The sequence below is a fragment of the Actinophytocola algeriensis genome, from assembly GCF_014203735.1.
Taxonomy (GTDB): Bacteria; Actinomycetota; Actinomycetes; order Mycobacteriales; family Pseudonocardiaceae; genus Actinophytocola; species Actinophytocola algeriensis.
In genome coordinates this window covers 312,198-331,692 of record NZ_JACHJQ010000008.1, presented here as the reverse complement: position 1 = coordinate 331,692, position 19,495 = coordinate 312,198, and the positions used below count along the sequence as shown (strand labels likewise).

The following is a 19,495-nucleotide window of genomic DNA, read 5'->3' as shown; positions in this document are numbered from 1 at the left end:
CGCTCAGATGACGACCGCGCGGAACCCGTGCACGCACCACGGGCCGTCGTAGCTGACCACCCACAGGTTCGTGGAGTAGCCCTCCAGCTCCTGGCCCTTCGCGGTGCCCCGCAGGTACAGCTGCACGGACTCGCTGCCGGACGAGATCCCGTCCATCGTCGGGTCGATCTCCAGGGCCGGGTCGTAGCCGATCAGCTCGTCGACGTCCGCGGCGGTGTTGATGGCGTCCGCGCACAGGGTGCCCTTCGCGGCGGCCGCGTCACCGGTGTTGACCGCGTCGAGGAACTTCGTCATGGCGGCCAGGGCCTCCGCGGGGACCGGCTTGCCATCCGCGGTGGGCGTGCCGCCCGGTCCGGACGGCTTGGTGGACGGCTCGGACCCCGAAGGCTTCGTCGGCTCACTCGTGGTCGGCCCGCCGACCGCCGCGATGTCCTGCCAGCACCAGTCGCCGCCGTCGGCGACGACCGTGACCTCGAACTCGCCGGACTGGTCGTCGACCGAGATCTCGACGGTGCCCCTGACCTCGTCGTCGGACACCTCCTCGGTGTCGGTCAGCTCAGCGCCGGTCACGTTCTCGGCGTCGTCGATCGCCTCGCCCACGATGGTCTCCGCGTCCGCGCAGGCGACCTCCTCCAGCGCGTCCTTGTCCTGGGAGTCCAGACCGTCGGTGACCGCGGCGAGCGCGTCCTCCGCGCCGTCGCCGCTGGGCTTCTCGGAGGACGACGTGGTCGTGTTCGTGGTCGAGGGTTCGCCGACCGGGGTCTCCGAGTCGCTCAGGAAGAAGCCGGGCGCGACGAACCCGGTGATGCCGACCGCCGCCAGCACGACCACGACCACCGCGACCACGGCCACGACGGCTCCCGTGTTCTTCTTCGGTGGTGGAGGTGGCGGGGCTCCGTAACCGCCGTATCCGCCGTAGCCGCTCTGGCCGGCATACGGGTCCTGCCCGCCGTAGGGCTGCTGTGGGTACGTCACCAGGGGCCTCCCGCTCGTCTCACACCGTGTCGCTGCCGCCTACGACTGCGGAAACGTCCGTTCCGTTCCCGGGAGTTACGCTCTGTGGCCTGAGCAGAGGAGAGATCATGACGACCGCGAACGCGGCGGGGTTCACCGACCTGGCGCTGCGACCGGAGTTGCTGCAGGCGCTGACCGGGCTCGGCTACGAGGAGCCGACCCCCATCCAGCGTGAGGCGATTCCGCAGGTTCTGGCCGGACGGGACCTCGTAGGACAGGCCGCGACCGGCACCGGCAAGACGGCCGCCTTCGCGCTGCCCGTGCTGAACCGGATCGGGTTGCCGCGTCAGGACAAGGAACCCGCCGCGCTGGTGCTGGTGCCCACCAGGGAGCTGGCGGTCCAGGTCTGCGAGGCCATGCACCGCTACGGGCGTGGGCTCGGCGCACGGGTCCTGCCGGTGTACGGCGGGCAGCCGATCGGCAGGCAGCTGCGGGAACTGGACCGCGGCGTCGACGTCGTCGTGGCGACCCCCGGCCGTGCGCTCGACCACATCGCCCGCGGCACCCTCGCGATGACCAGGCTCGAGATGGTCGTGCTGGACGAGGCCGACGAGATGCTCGACATGGGCTTCGCGGAGGACATCGAGTCGATCCTGGCCGACGTGCCGGAGGAGCGGCAGATCCTGCTGTTCTCGGCGACGATGCCGGCCCGCGTCAACGGGATGATCAAGCGGCACCTGCACGAGCCTGCCCGCGTCGAGCTGGGCAAGGCCGCCACGGTCGGAGACGACGACACCGCGCTGATCAGGCAGGTCGCGTACGTGGTGCCACGCGGTCACAAGCCGGCCGCGCTCGGCCGCGTGCTCGACGTGCACGCGCCGACCGCGGCGGTGGTGTTCTGCCGGACCCGCGAGGCGGTCGACCAGCTCACCGAGACCCTCAACGGCCGCGGCTACCGCGCGGAGGCGCTCCACGGCGGCATCGACCAGGGGCAGCGCGACCGGGTCGTGGGCAGGCTCCGCGCGGGCACGGCCGACCTCGTGGTCGCCACCGACGTGGCCGCGCGCGGACTGGACATCGAACAGCTGTCCCACGTGGTCAACTACGACGTGCCGAGCGCGCCCGACACCTACACCCACCGCATCGGCCGGGTCGGCCGGGCCGGGCGCGAAGGCGTGGCGATCACCCTCGCCGACCCGCGCGAGCACCGGATGCTGAAGAGCATCCAGCGCGTCACCGGGCAGCGGATCGCCGTCGAGAAGCTGCCGAGCGTCGCCGACCTGCGCGCGCAGCGGCTCGAGCTGACCAGGGCCGCGCTGCGGGAGAGCCTCCTCGAGGACGACCTCGACCGCTTCCGCCCGGTCATCGAGCAGCTCGCCGAGGAGTTCGACATCGTGGAGGTGGCGCTCGCCGCCGTCAAGCTCGCGCACGAGGCGGGCGGTGCCGCGGCGGACGAGCAGGAGATCCCCGAGGTCACGCCGTACGCGCAACCCGAGGGCCGGGACGGCGGCGGCAAGGAAGGCGGCGGCAGGGACCGGCGGCGCAGTGGTGGCCGGGGCATGGTGCGGCTGTTCGTCGGCGCGGGCCGGGCGGCCGGAGTGCGGCCACAGGACCTGGTCGGTGCGATCGCGGGCGAGTCCCGGCTCAAGGGCCGCGACATCGGGACCATCGAGATCGCCGACCGGTTCTCCCTCGTCGAGGTGCCGGAGTCGGCCGCGGACGAGGTGGTCGCGGCGCTGCGGGGCAGCACGATCAAGGGCAGGCGGGCCACCGTGCGCAGGGAGCGGTTCCAGAAGCGGTAGCTCTTCCGGGCCTCACAAGTGGTTTGAACCTCGGCGATGCGGCTACCTTGTCAGCGATGAGCACCGAAACGCCACGGTCGGGCAGCGCGTTGCGGCGGACCGCGATCACCTGCCTGTACGTGTTGGTCATCGCGGCGACGCTGTGGGTGCTCGGACAGGTCGTCACCCGCCTGATGATCGTGGTCGCGCCGGTCGCGGTCGCGGTGCTGGTCGCCGCGCTGCTGTCGCCCGGCGTCTCGCTGCTCGTGCGCCACCGGGTGCCGAAGGCGCTCGCGGCCGCGATCGTGTTGCTGGTCGGCATCGCCGCGCTCGGCGGGCTCGTCTGGTTCATGGTCGCCACGCTCGTCGCCGGGCTGCCGGATCTTGGCAAGCAGCTCGGCGAGAGCTACCAGCAGCTGCGGAGCTGGCTCACCGACGGGCCGCTGGGCCTCACCGGTCAACAGCTCGAGTCGATGCTCGCCGAGGGGCAGAACTGGTTCAACCGCAACCGGTCCACGATCGCGTCCGGCGCGTTCGGCGTGCTGTCGACCGCGGGTGCGATGCTCGCCGGGTTCGTGCTCGTCGTGTTCCTGCTGATCTTCTTCCTGCACGACGGCGACCGGATGTGGCGGGGCGTCACCAGCCCGGTGCCCGCGCGGCACCGCGGCCTGGTCCGCCGTGCGGGCAGCCGCGCGTTCACCGACCTGACCCGCTACGTCCGGGTGACCGTGCTCGTCGCCCTCATCGACGCGGTCGGCATCGGGCTCGGGTTGTGGATCACCGGCGTGCCGCTGGTGCTCCCGCTGGCCGCCCTCGTGTTCCTCGGCGCGTTCGTGCCGATCGTCGGGGCGTTCGTCACGGGCCTGGTCGCCGTGCTGGTCGCGCTCGTGGCGCAGGGCCCGCTGATCGCGCTCATCGTGATCGGCGTCGTCGTGCTCGTGCAGCAGTTGGAGGGCAACGTCTTCGAGCCGCTGCTGGTGAGCAAGTCGGTGAAGCTGCACCCGGTCGCGGTGATCCTCGTGGTCGCCGTCGGCGTGGAGCTGGCGGGGATCGTCGGCGCGCTGTTCGCCGTGCCGGTGATGGCCGTCGTCCGGTCGGTGTACCTCACGCTGCGGGAACAGGCACCCGACGACGACGAAACGACCAGCGAAACCGGCGAAACCGGCGAGGCCAGCGAAGCCGTCGGCGAGACTCAGCCCAGCGGCGCGAGCGGGCCGGGGTAGGGCGCCGGGCGCAGGCAGCTGTCGAGCCCGTCGACGAGCGAGCACACCGCGGGCGCCTTGACCGGGCGGTAGCCTGCGGGCACGCCGTCGCCTGCCACCAGTGACCGGTAGGCGGCGACCCCGTCGGTCGGACGGCGGTTGAGCGCGGGGTCCGACCGGGCGTCCACTGTGTACAGACCGAAGCGCGGCCGGTAGCTGCCCCACTCGTAGTTGTCCGTGATGCTCCAGTAGTTGTAGCCGATCACGTCCATGCCGTCGGCCTTCGCGCGCTGCACCCAGTAGACGTGGTCCCGCAGGTGGTCGGCGCGGGTGTAGCCGTCCGGGCGGGCGCGGCCGTCGTCGGTCGGCATACCGCTCTCCACCACGTACAGCGGGAGGTCCGGGAACTTCCGCGCGTAGTACCGCAGCACGTAGTAGATGCCGTCCGGCTGCGGGTCGATCTTCCAGAACTCGCCGTTCACGCCGTGCACCGCGCTGAGGTTGTCGAGGCTGGCGCCGTAGTAGTAGTCCACGCCCACGAAGTCGAGCTTGTCCCTGACGTGGTCGACGAACGTCGCGTCGAGCGCGGCCTGCACACCCGGGATGTAGGCGGCGTTGCTGGACACCATCGCGCCCGGGTCGAGCTGGTGGATCAGGTCGTAGGCCCTGCGGTGCACGGTGACCAGGCGCGACTGCATCCACGGTGCCTGCCACGCCTGGATGCCGCCGTTCTCGATCTCGTTCTGCACGTACACGGTCGGTTCGTTGACGGTGATCCAGATGGCGCCCTTGCCCTTGTACCGGTCCACGACGCGACGCGCGTTGGCGAGCCAGTCGTCGACGGTCTTCTGCGTGTCCCAGCCGCCCTGGTCGGCGACCCAGCCCGGGTACACCCAGTGGTCGAGGGTGATCATGGGCCGCATGCCCGCCGCCAGCACGTGGTCGACCACGTCGTCGTAGTAGGCCAGCTCGGCCTGGTCGACGACGTCCTCGCGCGGCTCGACCCGCGCCCACTCGACACCGAACCGGAACACCCGCGCGCCGAGGGCCCTCGCGTTCGCGATGTCCTCGGCGTACCGGTGGCGGAAGTCCACCGCGTTCCGGTACGGCTCCTCGATCGACGAGGTGCCCGACTGCTCGTAGCGCCGCCAGTTGCTGTCCGGTGCCGAGCCTTCCGACTGGTAACCGGAGGTGGCCACGCCCCAGAGGAACGGCTCCTCGGCCTGCGCCGGTGGCGCGCCGACGGCGGAGACCGCGCCCGCCAGGAGAGCGACGACGAGACCGAGGACGGGGCGGCGGCGCATGGTTCCTCCGGATACGTCGGCGAATCCAGATACATCCGTGTATGTGAGCTACGCTAGCGGTGTGCCAGCCCGTGTCAAGCGGCTCAGCCGCACCGAGAGCGTCGCCCAGACCCGCACGCGGCTGCTCGACGCGGCGGAGGAGGTGTTCGCCGAGCACGGGTTCGGTGCGACGACGCTCGAGCGGATCGCCGAGCGGGCCGGCTACACCCGCGGCGCGGTGTACGCCAACTTCGCCAGCAAGGACGACCTGTTCCTCGCCGTGCTCGACCGGTGGCTCGACGACGACATCGAGCACGGTGGGCGCATCAACGCGGAGAGCCCGTCGGTGCGGGACGCGTTCGACCGGCTCCGCGAGCTTCCCGGCAACCGGTTCGCCGACCGCAACCGGTTCCTGCTGCTGACCGAGTTCCGGCTCTACGCGCTGCGCAACCCCGAGGTCGCGCCGCGCCTCGCCGAGTACGAGCGGCGCGGCATCGCCTGGTACACCGACGCGATCCGGGCCAGGGCGGCCGACCTGCCGGTACCCGCCGAACAGCTGGCGGCGATCGTGCTCGCGATGGAGAACGGCATCGCCACCCTCGCCCACGTCGCGCCGGACACCGTGCGGCACGACGCGTTCGTCGACGCGCTGGAAATGCTGACCGGTCTGCGCTGACCGTTGTCCGCGCGTGGCAATTCGCCTTAATATTCCTGTTACACGTTTCCGCGGATTCGATCATCGAATCTGTCGAAACGTCGTCGAAGCGCTTCGACGTCAATTCGATGGAGCGCGCACAAAACGACCCAGGAAAGGGCGTGATCCCGGTGCGCTGGAGGTCCCTGCTGACAGCTGCGTTCGCCGCTGTCGTCTTCACCGCCGTACCCGTCGTACCTCCCGGCCCCGCAGCGGCGGCGGCCAACACGTGTGAACCGTTCGGCTCGATCACCGCGGGCAAGTACTGGCTCAACAACAACCTGTGGGGCCAGGACTCCGGCTCCGGCTGGCAGTGCTTGTGGGACAACTACCAGGGCTCGACCATCGGCTGGGGCACCAGCTGGGGCTGGTCCGGCCAGCAGAACCAGGTGAAGTCCTTCACCAGCAGCGTGCTCGGCTGGCACTGGGGCTGGAAGACCACCGGCCACGAGCTGCCGGTGCGGCTGAACGCCGGCCGCGACATCTACACCGACTGGCGCTACCGGGTCTCCGGCTCGGGGACCATGAACGTCGCCTACGACCTGTGGCTGCACGACATCCCCAACCCGGACTGGCAGCACAACCCGACCGACGAGGTGATGATCTGGCTCTACCGCGCGGGCGGCGCGGGCCCGCTCGGCACGCTCCAGGGCACCGTCACGATCGCGGGCACCACGTGGGACCTCTACCGCGGCAACATCGGCTGGAACGTCTTCTCCTTCGTCCGGCGGTCCAACACGTCCTCGGCGACGCTGCACATGCAGGACTTCCTCGGCCACCTCGTCAGCCGGGGGTGGGTGAGCAACACGAAGTACCTGTCGAGCATCGAGGCGGGCACCGAGGTGTTCACCGGCAACGGCCAGCTCGACACCGACGCCTACACCGCGGACATCCGGTGAAGCGCGCGATCGCGACAGTCGTCGCCACGGTGGCCGCACTGCTCGGGGTGCCACAGCAGACCGCCGTCGCGGCCGACTGCGGCAGCGGGTCGTTCCACGCCGAGGCCTACCTGAACGGCAGCACGTGGACCGCCCGCCGCGGCGGCACGACCGTCTACACGGGATCGGACATGCGCGCGGCCGTGCAGGCCGCGGTCAGCAGCCTCACCCCGGGCCGCACCAGCAAGGAGCGGGTCGTGGTGTGGCAGGGCGGCACGATCAGCGCCGGGTCGCGGATCTCCCTGCCGAGCTACACCGTCCTGGACTCGTGCGGCACGATCAACGTGACCGGTTCCGGGTCCGGCGACCAGGCACCGGTCTACTCGCGCGGCACGCGGGACATCGAGGTGCAGCACCTGAAGCTCACCGGCGCCCCGCTGTACGGCGTGTTCCTGCGCAACGTGGACAACGTCGTGCTGGGACAGATCGACATGCGCCTGTCCGGCGGGCTCGGCATCCGCATCGACAACCGCGGCAACACGAGCGTGCGCAGCCGCAACATCCGGATCGACAACGTGTACGTGTCCGGCACGGGCACCCACGGCGTGGAGACCTACGGCGTGGACGGGCTGACCATCGGCACGGTCACCGCACGCAACACGCGGGACTCCGGCCTGCTGCTGAACGACACGATCAACGCGACGGTCGGCACGGTGGACGCGGAGAACGCGGGCACCGGCACGGGGTACGCCGCGTTCCGGGTCGCGAACCGCAACGGGCGCATCGGGAACTCCTATCCCACCAACGTCCGCGTCGGCACGGTCCGCGCCCGTGGCGGCGGGCGCGGGATCTTCTGCGTGTCCGAGAGCGGTGGCCTGGTCGTGGACCGGGTCGACATCGCGAACACCGGCAACAACGCGATCCTCGTGGAGAACTGCTACAACGTCACGATCGCGGGCCAGAGCGGCACCGTGTCCGGCGGTGGCGGCATCCGGCTCGCCGCGCGGAGCGAGTTCCCGAACAACGCCGACATCTACATCCAGAACATGACGGTCACCAACAACGCCATTCAGGAAAGCCCGTGCGGCACGAACACGGTCTTCCGCAACCTGGTGCTCAACAACACGAGCATGAACGTGTGCGGCTGATGGCTGAAGGCGTGTTCGGGAACACTCCCGAACACGCCTTCGCCGGCGTCATGCGCCGTGCAGGATTTCCGCGAGGTCCGCCGGACGGGAGAACATCGGCCAATGCCAGGTGGGCAGCTCCGCGAACTCCCACCGGTCACCCGCCATGTGCCGGAACATCGGCGCCGCCGCCATGGCACGGGCCTGTTCTTCGGTGAAGCCGCACAGGATGCCGAGCCGCGGCAGCTTCTCCCACACGCCGGTGAGGGTCACCGGCGTGGTCGCGGTCGCCCACGGCTGCGGGACGGAACGCTCGACGAGGGCAGCGAGGGCGTCCTTGTCGAAACCGACCTCCTCGGCGAGCTGCTCCCACGGCGGCGGGGGCAGGCGCCACCCGTCGCCGTGGGCCTTGACCAGCTCCGCGGTCGCCGCCTGCTCGTCGGGCTCGTCGAACTCGCACTGCGCGGTGCCATCCGGCAGCGGGCCGGTGTCGACGAACACGAGCTTCGCGACCCGCTCCGGCGCGCGGTCCGCCACGGCCGGGACGACCACCGCACCCGCGTAGCTGTGGCCGACCAGCACCACGTCGGTCAGGTCCTCGTACCGCAACACGTTCAGCACGTCGGTGACGTGCACGTCCAGGTCGACGTCCGGCCGCGCCAGGTGCGCGCGGTCGCCGAGACCGGTGAGGGTCACCGCGTGCACCTCGTGACCGCGCGCCCGCAGGTCATCGGCGACTGACCGCCACGCCCACCCACCGAGCCAGAAACCAGGGACCAGCACATATGTCGTCATGCCCAGGACGCTATGACTGATACCGGGCAGAACCCGCCCGGTATTGTCGGCCTTGTGACCCGACCCACGGCCCGGGTGCTCGCGCTGCTCGAACTGCTCCAGAACGGCGGCACGCACACCGTCTCGACGCTCGCCGGCCGCCTCGGCGTCGACGAGCGCACCCTGCGGCGCTACGCCCAGCACCTCACCGACCTCGGCATCCCGATCGAGTCGCGCCGCGGCCGGTACGGCGGCTACCGGCTGATGCCCGGCTACAAGCTGCCGCCGCTCATGCTGACCGACGACGAGGCCGTGGCGGTCGTGCTCGGTCTCGTCGCCGGGCGCCGCGCGGGCCTGGTGACGGCGGCCGGCGCGGCGGTCGACAGCGCGTCCGCGAAGGTGCGGCGGGTGCTGCCCGAGGCACTCGGCCGCAGGCTCGACGCACTGCTGTCCTCGGCCGCGTTCACCGCGCCCGCGTGGCAGACGAGCCCGCCGGGCACCGCCGTGCTGCTGGTGCTCGCCGACGCCGCCCGCCGCCACCAGCCCGTCGCGATCACCTACACCAGCTGGCGGGGGAGTGCGAGCGAGCGGCGGGTCGAGCCGTACGGGCTGGTGTTCCACTCGGGCCGCTGGTACGTCACGGGTCTGGACTCGCTGCGCGGCGAGGTGCGCACGTTCCGCCTCGACCGCATCGCCGCGGCCGAGCTGGTGCCCGGCTCGTTCGAGGTGCCCGCCGACTTCGACCCGACCGCCAGAGTCCTGGCTGGGCTCGCGGACGTGGCGTACCCGTACGAGGCTTCCGTGCTGCTGCTCGGCACGACGGTCGCCGAGGTGCGCGAGAAGCTCCCGGCCGGTGTCGCGACGCTGACCGGGACCGAGGACGGGGTTCGCCTGCTGCTGCGTGCGAACCGCCTGGAGTGGGTGGCCGGGGTGCTCGCGTGGCTCGGGTGCGACTTCGCGATCGAGTACCCGGACGAGCTCCGCGCGGAGGTGGTCCGCCTGGCCGAGCGGTTGACCGAGGGCGCTCACAGCTCCCGGTGATCGACGTGCCCCGGGATCCGGGCCTCCTCGACCGGGCGGCCCTGGTGCAGGGCGAAGTCCGTGACGTCGCGCAGCACGAACGTCGGCGCACCGTCCGCTTTGGACAGCCGGACGTGGTGGAACTCCACGTCCCGCACGTCCTCGCACACCACCGCGGGCCGGGTGTCCGGCTCGTCGAACCGCGCGGTCACGTTGTCCAGCTGGACACCCGTGGCGTGGCGGATGTAGAACGCCCACGCGGGCAGGATGCCGAACATCGACGGCTCCGGGTACGCCTGCGGCCGGTCCGGGACGGCGTACGGCTCGCGAGCGCCCGGCTCGGCGAAGAACGTGTTGATCAGCTCCGGCGGCTGCTCTGCGGCCTCGGTCATGGACAGCCCGCCACGCATGTGGATGCGGATGTTCGACAGCCGCACGTCCGCCACGTCGTGGCCCGGCAGGCCGACGATCATCGACGGGTACCGGGGGTCCGCGTTGTGCACGGTCACGTCACTGATGCTGATCCGGCGCAGCTTGCCGATCTCGCGGCCGGCCGGTCCGCGCATCCGGGCGCCGAGCCGCAGGAAGAACGGGGTGTTCGACACGTCCCGCATGGTGATGTTGCTGATCGTGACGTCCTCGAGCAGACCGCCGTCCACGGTCTCGAGCGCGAGGCCGCGGCACCGCTCGAAGATCATGTTCGAGATGGCGATGTTGCGGAAGCCGCCGTTGGACTCGGTGCCGAACTTGATCCGCCCGGTGGGTCCGTCGCGGTCGGCCGCGGCGGGGTCGTCGCGGCCGTAGGTGCCGTCGACGAGCGTGCCGACGTCGTAGCCGCTGACCATCGTGTCGGCGATCGTGACGTTCTCGGTGGCGCGCGGGAAACCCAGTGCGTAGCTGCTCTTCAGCACGATCGCGTCGTCGCCGTGGGTGTTGACCGTGCAGTCCGAGATCCGCACGTTGCGGCAGCAGTCGACGTTGATGCCGTCGCGGATGGTGTCGATCCGCACGTTGTGGATGGTCAGGTTGTCCACGCCGGTGGGCAGGATCGACAGGTGCCCGCCGCGCACGATCGTGATGTCGCGGATCACGACGTTGCGGCACAGCTTCAGCGCGATCGCCTTGTCGCCGGTGCCGGGCGGGCTGTCGGCGGACATGTTCCGCACCAGCGCGGCGCCGTCGATCCGGCCGGGGCCGCTGATGCCGATGTCGGTCAGGTTCTCGCCCCAGATGAGGCTGGCGCGCCAGTGGCTGTGCCCGAAGTCCTGGTACGGGTTGCCCGCGCCGTCGCCCGGCGGGTCGAACCCCGTGCCGTCCACGGGTGCGGCGGCCAGCAGGGTCGCGCCGCGGTCGAGGTGGAGGGTGACACCGCTCCTGAGCCGCACCGAGTAGCTCGCGTAGGTGCCGGACGGGAAGTACACCGTGCCGCCACCGGCGGCCACGGCGGCGCCGATCGCCCGGTTGATCGCGGGCGAGTCGATGGTCTTCCCGTCGCCCTTGGCGCCGTACCTCGTGACGTCGAAGAGCGGGCCGCCGGACGGGCTGGCGTCGGCGGTCATGGCGAGGGGTGCGACCACACCCGTTGTGGCGCCGACGACTCCGATCCGGAGCGCGTCGCGGCGGTTCGGTGATCTGGACATTTGTGCTCCCTGGTGCTGTGTCACTGAGGATTGCCGGGTTCGGCCAACGCAAGTGGACACAGCACTAGGACTGGAAGTGGCTGCGGCCCGACCCGGCGGTGAACCGCTCACCGGAGGGCAGCACGACCGTCGCGGTGACGTTCACCGGCAGCGTGACGTCCACCGAGAACTTCTCCGCGGCGCGCCGCCACGCGACGGTCACCGGGCCGCGCTGGGTCCACGCGGTACCGCGGGCATGGGCGAGACCCGACGCGGGCGGGGCGATCGTGAGCGTCTCCGCGCCCGGCCCGGTCACCCGCAACCCCAGCAGCGACTGGAGGATCGCGCTGATCCCGGCCGCACCCCACCCGTGGGAGAGGCTCTCGCTGCTGTTCTGGTCGACCTGCGTGCCCCGGCACCCGGCCACGGGACAGCCGGGCCGCCACTGCTCCCACAGGAACGTGCCGCCCTCGGCCAGGACCTGCGCCGGGCCCTCGCCGGTCGCGTCGGTGAGGAGCCGGACGACGGTCTCCGGGGGAACGGCGGACAGCAGCTGCCGCAACGTCATCGGTCCCTGGCGCATGCCCAGGTCACCGATATAGGCGGCCAGGTGGTCGCGGTCCGGTGCGACGCCGTACGCCACGGGGAAGCTCTGCGCGTGCTGCGACGAGTTGGGGATCCGCTGCCCGTCGGCGGTGAGCCCGTCGGCGTAGTAGCCGGTGGCCGGGTCTGTCAGGTGCTCGTTCATGGCGGCCGTGAGCGCCGCCGCGCGCCGGTGGTACTCGGCGGCGGTCACCGGGTCGCCGACGACCTCGGCACCGTCCGCGACCGCGTGGAAGGCGCCGACCGCCAGCGCGTTGACCACCGTGCGGCTGGCGTTGCCGGTGATCACCGAGTCATAGCGCATCGGTGCGGGCCAGTCGATGATCCCGTTCGCGTAGGCCCCGCTACCGCCGGGCAGGTTCGTCACCAGCCCACGGCTGTCCACCGCCGCCGAGATGTAGTCGGCCACCCGCCGCATGGCCGGGAGCGCCTGCCGGACGAGGTCGTCGTCGCCGGTCAGCAGGTGGTAGCGCATGACCCACTCGGGGAACATCTCCGTGTAGTCGGGGATGTCGCGCTTGCCGTCACCGTTCGGGTAGACGGCGTTCATCGCGCCGTTCGGCCAGAAGCGGTCCTGCGAGCCCATGAACTCGACGATCGCCTGCCGCGTGAGGGCGCGCTCGTGCAGGGCCTCCATGGTCGCGAACGACTGGTCGATCGTGTCGCCGAGGAACTGGCCCTTCTCGCGGGTCGGGGTGTCGAGGAAGACGTTCTGCGCCGAGTACAGCGCGGAGTGCGCCATCAGGTCGAACACCGCGTCGAGCGTGGGGTTGTCGCTCGAGAACGTGGCCGCCTCGGCCGGAGCGACGTCGGTCGCCTGCGTCACCGCCGCGATGTCGCGTGCGGACAGGTGCTCGCCGGGGTCGCTGATCTCCAGGTACCGCCAGCCCCAGTACGTGAACGGCTGCGCGACCTGCTCGCCCGCCTTCTGCGTGTAGTGGAACCGCATGTCGCTGCCCTGGGTGTCCAGCCCGGACGTCCCGGCCCGCGAGTTCTCCACCCAGGCTCCGGCGGCGTGCGCCCGGCGCAGCGGCCGGTCGAGCGCCACCGTCCCTTGTGGATCGACGGCGGTGACCACGCGCGTCTCCGGCGCACCCGGTCCATATCCGTTGGCGGGGGCGTCGACGGTGATCTCGTCGCCGGGGTGGACGTTCGCCGTCGCCGCCACCGACACGCTGCGCGCACCGGCGTCGGTGGCGGCGGTCAGCGTGCTGTTGGTGCGGCGGTAGCTCGTCGTCATGGTGACCGCGTGGCCCGCGGTGCCGTGCTCGAAGCGGACCCGGGGGACCGCGGCCACGACCTCGCCGAAGTCCGCGAAGACCGTGCCGTCGGGCAGCCGCCGCACCGACACCGGGTGGACGGTCTCGTACCGCAGGTGTGCCTGCTGGGGACGCAGGTGCGTGAACGCGCACGGCGCGGAGCCGTAGCCGGTGCAGCTCGGCGGGTTCGGCCTCGGGTGCGGGCCGGTGACCGTCGCGGCGGTCCACGCGCTGTCGTCGAACCCGGGGGAGTGCCACCCGGTGGTCTCCCGCGTGGCGTCGACGTACTCGACACGGTCACCGGCGTCGGAGTTGCGGTAGGTCAGCGTGGTGACGTCCTGGGCGGTGTCCTTCGTGAGCCGCCACGAGCCGTCCGAGACGGTGGTCTCGCGAGTGCCGTCGGCGTGGTCCACGACGATCTTGGCGAGCAGCCCGGACGGGCCCTCCGGTGACTGCGGGCCGTTGGCGCGGCCCTGGCAGCGGCAGGTCCAGTAGTGGTAGCGGATGCCGATCACCGCGGCCTCGCCCGGCTTCAGGTTCGTCAGCGCGGTGACGTCGTAGTAGCCCTCACCGGGGTAGCCGTAGGAGCTGCCGCGGCTGACCGAGACACCGTTGACGAGCAGTTCCCAGTCGCTGGTCGCCGACACGTAGGCGCGGGCCCGCACGATCTCCCCCCGGCCGACCGGGACGACCTTCCGTGCGAGCGTCCACTCGTTGGCGGCGTCGTTGCCCGTGGCGGGGCGGCGGATCCAGGCCGCACCCGACCAGTCGGCGTCCCGCAGGGCGGTGTCGAACGACGCGGGCCGCGCGTAGGGCGACGGCACACCGTGCCGGTCCCACGTCCGCACCGTCCAGCGGTAGGTGCTGCCGGGTTCGAGGTCAGGTCCGGCGACCCAGGACTGCCGTGACGAGGTGACCCTGCCGCTGTCCCAGACGACGCCGTCCGCGCCGGTGACCACGACCTGGTAGGCGGTCTGCACCTCGCCGCGGTCGCGATCCCTCGGCAGCCAGCCGAACCGCGGCGCACCCTCCACCGCGAGTGGATCGGTCAGATCGCCGACCGTCAGGCGGGCGGGTGCGCCGGGTGGGTGGTTGCCGGGGGCCGCGAGCGCGGCGCCGGGCGTCAGGAGGGCCGCGAGGAACACGAGAACCGCGGCGAGCACGGGGGAACCGGGTCTGGGGCGCATCGGCGAGCCTCCTGTGACCGGCAGTCACGTCTTGAAACGTTCTAGGTCGCCACCGTAACGGTGCCGAGGCCGTCGGGACAAGGGGCTCGTTCCGCAAAACCGTTGAGGCAAGGCCTTTCCCCAGGTCCTGGCCTTGATCCGGCTGCATTCCGGGAGCGTCGCATCACACTCCGGGTTTCAGGGTGATCCCTGAGGCCGGTCCCGGGTAAGCCCGGAGCACGGCAGCCGCCCCGTGCTCGAACCTTGGGTCTGCACGAAGACCGTGGAACGAGGGGATCATGATGGGGAAGCCGTTGTTGACCGTGCGGGTCGCCAGATGGAGTGCCGAGCACCCGTGGCGCGCGATCGGCGCCTGGCTGCTGTTCGTGGCGATCTGCATCGGCGCGGGGCAGGCTGTCGGCACGAAGCAGGCCGACTTCGACGACAACCCGACGGGTGAGCTCGCCACCTACCAGAGCATCGTCGACGAGGCCGGGTTCACGCGCCCGGCGACCGAGAACGTCCTGATCTCCGCCCGTGACGGCGAGTTGGACTCCGCTCGCGCCACGGCCGCGGCGAACGACGTGCGTGCCGGGATGTCCGGGCTGCGCGACGTGGGCGACGTGAGCGACCCCGTGCCGTCCCCGAAGGGCACCGCGGTGCTCGTGAACGTGGCGATCGCGGGCGACCGGGAGACCGCGGAGGACCGCGTCGGCGCGCTGCTCGACACCACCGCGGCCGTGCAGAAGGACTACCCCGACCTGCGGGTGGAACAGGTCGGCGGCGCGTCGCTGGACAAGGCGCTGACCGAGACGCTGGGGGACGACTTCCAGAAGGCCGAGCTGATCAGCATCCCGGTCACGCTGGTGATCATGCTGGTGGTCTTCGGTGCGCTGATCGCCGCCGGTGTGCCGGTGCTGCTCGCGATGTCCGCGGTGGGGGCCGCGCTCGGGCTGTCGGCACTCGCCTCGCACCTGATTCCCGCGACCGACAACACCGCCAGCATGATCCTGCTGATCGGCATGGCCGTCGGCGTGGACTACTCGCTCTTCTACGTGCGCCGCGACCGCGAGGAACGCGCGAAGGGCGCCGGGCACGTGGACGCGGTCGAGATCGCGGCCGCCACCTCCGGGCACGCGATCGTGGTCTCCGGCATCGCCGTCACCGTCGCGATGGCGGGCATGTTCGTGGTCAACGACGTCGTGTTCTCCTCGATCGCCGTCGGCACCATCATGGTCGTCCTGGCCGCCATGATCGGCTCCATCACCGTCCTGCCCGCGCTGCTCGCGAAGCTCGGCCGGTGGGTCGACAAGCCCAGGATCCCGTTCCTGTGGCGGCTTTCCATGCGGAACAACGCCGGTACGTCGAAGTTCTGGGGTGCGGTCCTGCGACCGAGCCTGCAACGGCCGAAGACCACGCTCGTGGTCGGGGTCGGCCTGCTCGGGGCGCTCGCCGTGCCCGCGTTCGGCATGACGCTCAACGCGCCGTCCGAGGCGGACCTGCCGCGCAGCATCCCGATCATGCGGTCCTACGACCGGATGACCGAGGCGTTCCCGAGCACCGGCGCGTCGCACCAGATCGCGGTGCGGGTGCCCGCGTCGGCCACGGCGGACGGCGAGGCCGCGGTCGGCAGGCTGCTCGACCGCATCGCCGACGACCCCGGCTTCGCGCACGACCAGCCGCCGGAGGTCACGCCGGCGCGCGACGGCCGGATCTACCTGATCTCGGCGGGCATCCCGCACGACGGCGGCTCCGCCGAGGCCGACCAGTCGCTCGAGCGGCTGCGGGCCACGCTGCTGCCCGCCACGATCGGCGCGGTCGCCGGCGCGGAGTTCGCGGTGAGCGGCCAGACCGCGGGGGAGAACGACTTCGTCGAGTCCATGACCAGCGCGCTGCCGTGGGTGATCGGGTTCGTGCTGCTGCTGACGTTCCTGGTGATGCTGTGGGCGTTCCGCGCCCCGGTCATCGCGCTGTCCGCCATCGGGCTGAACCTGCTGTCGGCGGGTGCCGCGTACGGCCTGCTGGTGCTGGTGTTCCAGAACACCTGGGCGGAGGGTCTGCTCGGCTTCACGTCCACGGGCGGCATCACGGCGTGGCTGCCGGTGATCCTGTTCGTGACGTTGTTCGGGCTGTCGATGGACTACCACGTGTTCGTGGTGAGCCGCATCCGCGAGGCGGTGGGCCTCAGGTCCACGAAGGACGCCATCGGCGCGGACTGTGAAGACGTACCCGACGACGCCGCACTACGAGCTGGACAAGGCACTGACGTCACTGGGCATCGGCGAGGCGATCGTGACGGTGCTGAGCGAGACCGGTGCGCCGACGCCGGTGGCGTGGACCCGGCTTCGGCCGCCGAGGTCGCTGATGGGCACCATAGGCGACGACGCCATCAAGGCGGCGGCCGCGGCGTCGGCGTTGCACGGCACGTACGCCGAGACCGTCGACCGGGAGTCGGCCTACGAGCGCATGGCACAGAAGGCCGCCGCGCCGGCCGGGAAACCGGCCGGGAAACCTGTTGGGAAACCGGCGGAGAAGCCCGAAGCCGCGCGGAAGGACGAGGACGAACCGGGGTTCGCCGAGAAGGTCATGGGCAACAAGGCGGTCAAGTCGTTCCTGCGGTCGGCCGCGAGCACCGTCGGCCGCGAGATCACCCGCGGCCTGTTCGGCACCCGCCGCCGCTGACGCCTCCTGCCTTGCCACCGGGGAAAGACCTGTGGCGGAGTACAACCATGGGGTGGACCTGGCGCGGCGCCCCCGCTTTCTGTCGGTGCTTCGTCATAGCGTGACCGGTATGGGCATTCGTCACGCGTCGGCCGCCTACCGGGAACTGGGTGGGATGTTGCGTCGCGTCAGGGAGAAGGCAGGGCTGAGCGGGGACGCGCTCGCACGCAGGCTGGGCTGGTCGCCTGCGACGGTCTCGCGCATGGAGAGCGGGCGGCGGCCGTCGACCACGACGGACGTCATCCAGTACACGGTGATGTGCGGGGCGCGGCTGTCCGAGGTGCAGCCGATCGTGGACTTCGCCAGGGTGGCCGAATGCCAGGAGGGCTACTACCTGTCGGACAAGCGGATCGACGGGTCACTCCAGTCGCTGATCTTCCACGAGTCGTCGGCCGAGCATTCGATCATCTATGAGCCGCAAGTGATCCACGGCCTGTTGCAGACACCCGAGTACGCCCGCGCGCTCGTCACCGCCGTCAAACCTGACATCGACGAGGACCGGGTGGCTGGCGCGGTGCGTACCCGGATGGAACGACGGCGAATTCTGTCGTTGCCCGATCCAGCGCGGTTCACCTTCTTCATCCACGAGCACGCACTGCGGCTCCGGGTCGGCTCCGACCAGGTTATGCACGAGCAGTTGCTGCACCTGGTGCTCACCGCGGCGATGGACCACGTTTCACTGCGGGTCGTGCCCAGTGCGGCGGGAGAGCGGTCCGCGCTGGGCGGCGCGTTTCATTTGATGGAGTTCCAGGAGCACCGCCCGATGGTGTACCTGGAGAATCTCTGCGATGGTGGCCTGATCATCGACGATCCCGGCTATGTGCGCAGCTACCGCGAGCTGATGCCCATGCTCGCGGACGTCGCCCTGAATGAGGGACAATCCCGGGAGTTCGCGGCCGGTCTGGCCGACGAGTACGACCGAGGGAGTCAACGGCGTGTCGCAGACCTCCTGGCGAAAGAGCAGCTACAGCGGCGGCGAAGGAACGAGCTGCGTCGAGGTGGCGTGGAGCCACCGACCCCCATCTACCAGTGACGGGGTGCTGGTCCGCGACTCCAAGAACACCGACGGCCCGATGCTGACCGTCCCCGCCGCCGCGTGGCACCGGCTCGTCCAGGACGTGCCTCAGCCGTCGTAGGTCGCCTGCGTCACCGCGAACACGTTGCGGTTGCCGACCCCTTCCTGCAGCGTCCACAGCAGGTCCGGGTTGGTGTCGTCCTCCCAGTAGGAGATGCTTTCCGCGCCGCTCACCCAGCCGTACGTGGTCGAGCCCGCGGTCGGTGTCCAGTAGTAGAGCTGCTTCTGGCCGGATGACGCGAACCACCACCGCCCGTTGTGGGACGCGACGCCGTTGAGGTTGTACCAGGGCAGCTGGAGCGCCTGGCTCGCCGTCGTCGACGCGGCGAACGTGCCGCCGGAGCCGAACGGGTAGCGGATCGCCCTCGGTGCGCGTTTCGGGTAGTTGGTGCACGACTGGCAGGTGTACTCCGTCACGACCATCGACCTGCTGACCCGGTCGAGCGAGATCGTCGACCACCGCAGCGACGTGCCGGACGTGGTGTTCGAGGTGATGGTGCCGACCTGCGGCAGCACGTAGGCGTAGTTGTGGGCGTAGTACGCGCCGTTCGGCTGCCTGCCGATCTGGTCCGCGGTGCCGCCGGTGTTGGTCTTGAGGATCTTGCGCATGTCGAACACGCGCATCCCGCGCCCGGTGTCGGCGACGTAGAGGTAGTGGCCGTACCAGGAGACTCCGCCCGCGTGGATCGGGATGTCCTTGAAGTTCGGCGTGGTCGCGGTTCCCGTCGGTTCGACGAGCAGGACCTTGCGGTACTTGTTGGGGTACGTGGCGTCCCAGTCGACGATCGTGAGCCTGCTGCGTTCCGTGCTGCCACCGCAGGCGCCGTCGGTGTACCAGCTGACCACGACCAGCTGGTGGCCGTCGTAGTTGCCGCTGTCGGCCGTGCCCACCGCGTCACGGCTCGTCGTGATGCCCTGCGGGTAGCTCCTGCAGTCCGAGTTGTCCGCGCTGTCGAACCGGAAACCGGTCTCCAGACCCGGAATCGAGAACGACGACGGCAGCCCCGTGCGGTCGTGGTTGGCGTTCGTCATCACCGTGTGCACGGACGCGGTGCCCAGCGTCGACACGAGTGCGGTGTTGATCGCGTTGAACTGGCCGTAGTTCGCGCTGAGGGTGTACTGGCTGGTGGGAAGGTTGGTCGGAACGGCCGCGGCGGCGGTACCGGGGGCGAGGAGCAACCCGGCGGCGAGCACCGCGACGGCGAGTCCCGAACGTGTGGCGATCCGGCGTCCTGACATAACGCCCCCTGTGGTCGGAAATTCACAGATCGTGCTACACGTTAGTGAGGATCTGCCCGGCCGGGCAATAGCCAAAGCCGACGCAACGCCGCCACCCCCC

The 19,495-nt window shown here is 70.7% G+C and carries 14 protein-coding genes and 2 pseudogenes; 10 read left to right on the top strand and 6 right to left on the bottom strand.

The window, feature by feature from the left end; all coding sequences use genetic code 11:
• Positions 1-3: 3 nt before the first annotated feature.
• Positions 4-975 carry a hypothetical protein gene (locus FHR82_RS35110; protein ID WP_184814908.1) on the bottom strand — a complete coding sequence of 324 codons (972 nt, stop codon included), beginning with the start codon at positions 973-975 and terminating at the stop codon, positions 4-6.
• Positions 976-1,082: 107 nt separating this feature from the next.
• Here FHR82_RS35110 and FHR82_RS35105 point away from each other — a divergent pair, with 107 nt between their 5' ends.
• Both FHR82_RS35105 and FHR82_RS35100 read left to right on the top strand, forming a co-directional pair.
• Positions 1,083-2,756 (top strand): DEAD/DEAH box helicase, encoded by a 1,674-nt coding sequence (locus FHR82_RS35105; protein ID WP_184814907.1) that lies wholly within the window; start codon positions 1,083-1,085, stop codon positions 2,754-2,756.
• 56 nt (positions 2,757-2,812) lie between these two features.
• Positions 2,813-3,958 (top strand): AI-2E family transporter, encoded by a 1,146-nt coding sequence (locus tag FHR82_RS35100; RefSeq protein WP_184814906.1) that lies wholly within the window; start codon positions 2,813-2,815, stop codon positions 3,956-3,958.
• Here the strand turns inward: FHR82_RS35100 and FHR82_RS35095 are convergent.
• Entirely contained in the window at positions 3,928-5,241 is a 1,314-nt protein-coding gene (locus tag FHR82_RS35095) for a family 1 glycosylhydrolase (RefSeq protein ID WP_184814905.1), read from the bottom strand. The genes FHR82_RS35100 and FHR82_RS35095 overlap by 31 nt on opposite strands.
• Before the next feature lie 61 nt (positions 5,242-5,302).
• On the opposite strand from FHR82_RS35095, the gene FHR82_RS35090 reads away from it, so the two are divergent.
• From FHR82_RS35090 to FHR82_RS35080, 3 genes are all read left to right on the top strand, one after another.
• Positions 5,303-5,896: a TetR/AcrR family transcriptional regulator gene (locus FHR82_RS35090; protein ID WP_184814904.1), complete on the top strand. Its 594-nt coding sequence runs from the start codon at positions 5,303-5,305 to the stop codon at positions 5,894-5,896.
• A gap of 149 nt (positions 5,897-6,045) precedes the next feature.
• A complete protein-coding gene (locus tag FHR82_RS35085) occupies positions 6,046-6,813 on the top strand; it encodes a GH12 family glycosyl hydrolase domain-containing protein (RefSeq protein WP_221464669.1) in 768 nt (255 codons plus the stop codon).
• On the top strand, positions 6,810-7,940 hold the full coding sequence (locus FHR82_RS35080; RefSeq protein ID WP_221464668.1) for a right-handed parallel beta-helix repeat-containing protein: 1,131 nt from the start codon (positions 6,810-6,812) through the stop codon (positions 7,938-7,940). Before FHR82_RS35085 ends, FHR82_RS35080 begins: the two co-directional genes overlap by 4 nt.
• A 48-nt stretch (positions 7,941-7,988) precedes the next feature.
• Here FHR82_RS35080 and FHR82_RS35075 read toward each other — a convergent pair whose 3' ends face one another.
• On the bottom strand, positions 7,989-8,714 hold the full coding sequence (locus FHR82_RS35075; protein WP_184814902.1) for an alpha/beta fold hydrolase: 726 nt from the start codon (positions 8,712-8,714) through the stop codon (positions 7,989-7,991).
• Between the two features lie 54 nt (positions 8,715-8,768).
• Here FHR82_RS35075 and FHR82_RS35070 point away from each other — a divergent pair, with 54 nt between their 5' ends.
• Positions 8,769-9,734, top strand: a complete 966-nt coding sequence (locus FHR82_RS35070; protein ID WP_184814901.1) for a helix-turn-helix transcriptional regulator — start codon at positions 8,769-8,771, stop codon at positions 9,732-9,734.
• Here the strand turns inward: FHR82_RS35070 and FHR82_RS35065 are convergent.
• Positions 9,719-11,353, bottom strand: a complete 1,635-nt coding sequence (locus FHR82_RS35065) for a rhamnogalacturonidase (protein WP_260418155.1) — start codon at positions 11,351-11,353, stop codon at positions 9,719-9,721. The genes FHR82_RS35070 and FHR82_RS35065 overlap by 16 nt on opposite strands.
• A gap of 64 nt (positions 11,354-11,417) precedes the next feature.
• Positions 11,418-14,381 (bottom strand): alpha-L-rhamnosidase-related protein, encoded by a 2,964-nt coding sequence (locus tag FHR82_RS35060; RefSeq protein WP_184814900.1) that lies wholly within the window; start codon positions 14,379-14,381, stop codon positions 11,418-11,420.
• Positions 14,382-14,659: 278 nt separating this feature from the next.
• Between FHR82_RS35060 and FHR82_RS35055 the strand changes: the two are divergent.
• The 4 genes and pseudogenes from FHR82_RS35055 to FHR82_RS46720 all read left to right on the top strand — a co-directional run.
• A pseudogene (locus tag FHR82_RS35055) lies at positions 14,660-16,546 on the top strand (MMPL family transporter); the annotation flags it as partial.
• A gap of 22 nt (positions 16,547-16,568) precedes the next feature.
• Positions 16,569-17,042 (top strand): annotated as a pseudogene (locus tag FHR82_RS35050) (helicase HerA-like domain-containing protein); the annotation flags it as partial.
• 31 nt (positions 17,043-17,073) lie between these two features.
• Entirely contained in the window at positions 17,074-18,114 is a 1,041-nt protein-coding gene (locus FHR82_RS45385) for a helix-turn-helix domain-containing protein (RefSeq protein ID WP_221464666.1), read from the top strand.
• Complete coding sequence (locus FHR82_RS46720) at positions 18,017-18,217, top strand: DUF397 domain-containing protein (RefSeq protein ID WP_311771422.1); 201 nt, start codon at positions 18,017-18,019, stop codon at positions 18,215-18,217. The genes FHR82_RS45385 and FHR82_RS46720 overlap by 98 nt, the downstream gene beginning before the upstream one ends.
• On the opposite strand, the gene FHR82_RS35040 is transcribed toward FHR82_RS46720, so the two are convergent.
• Positions 18,205-19,395 carry a hypothetical protein gene (locus FHR82_RS35040; protein WP_184814898.1) on the bottom strand — a complete coding sequence of 397 codons (1,191 nt, stop codon included), beginning with the start codon at positions 19,393-19,395 and terminating at the stop codon, positions 18,205-18,207. The genes FHR82_RS46720 and FHR82_RS35040 overlap by 13 nt on opposite strands.
• Between the last annotated feature and the right edge of the window lie 100 nt (positions 19,396-19,495).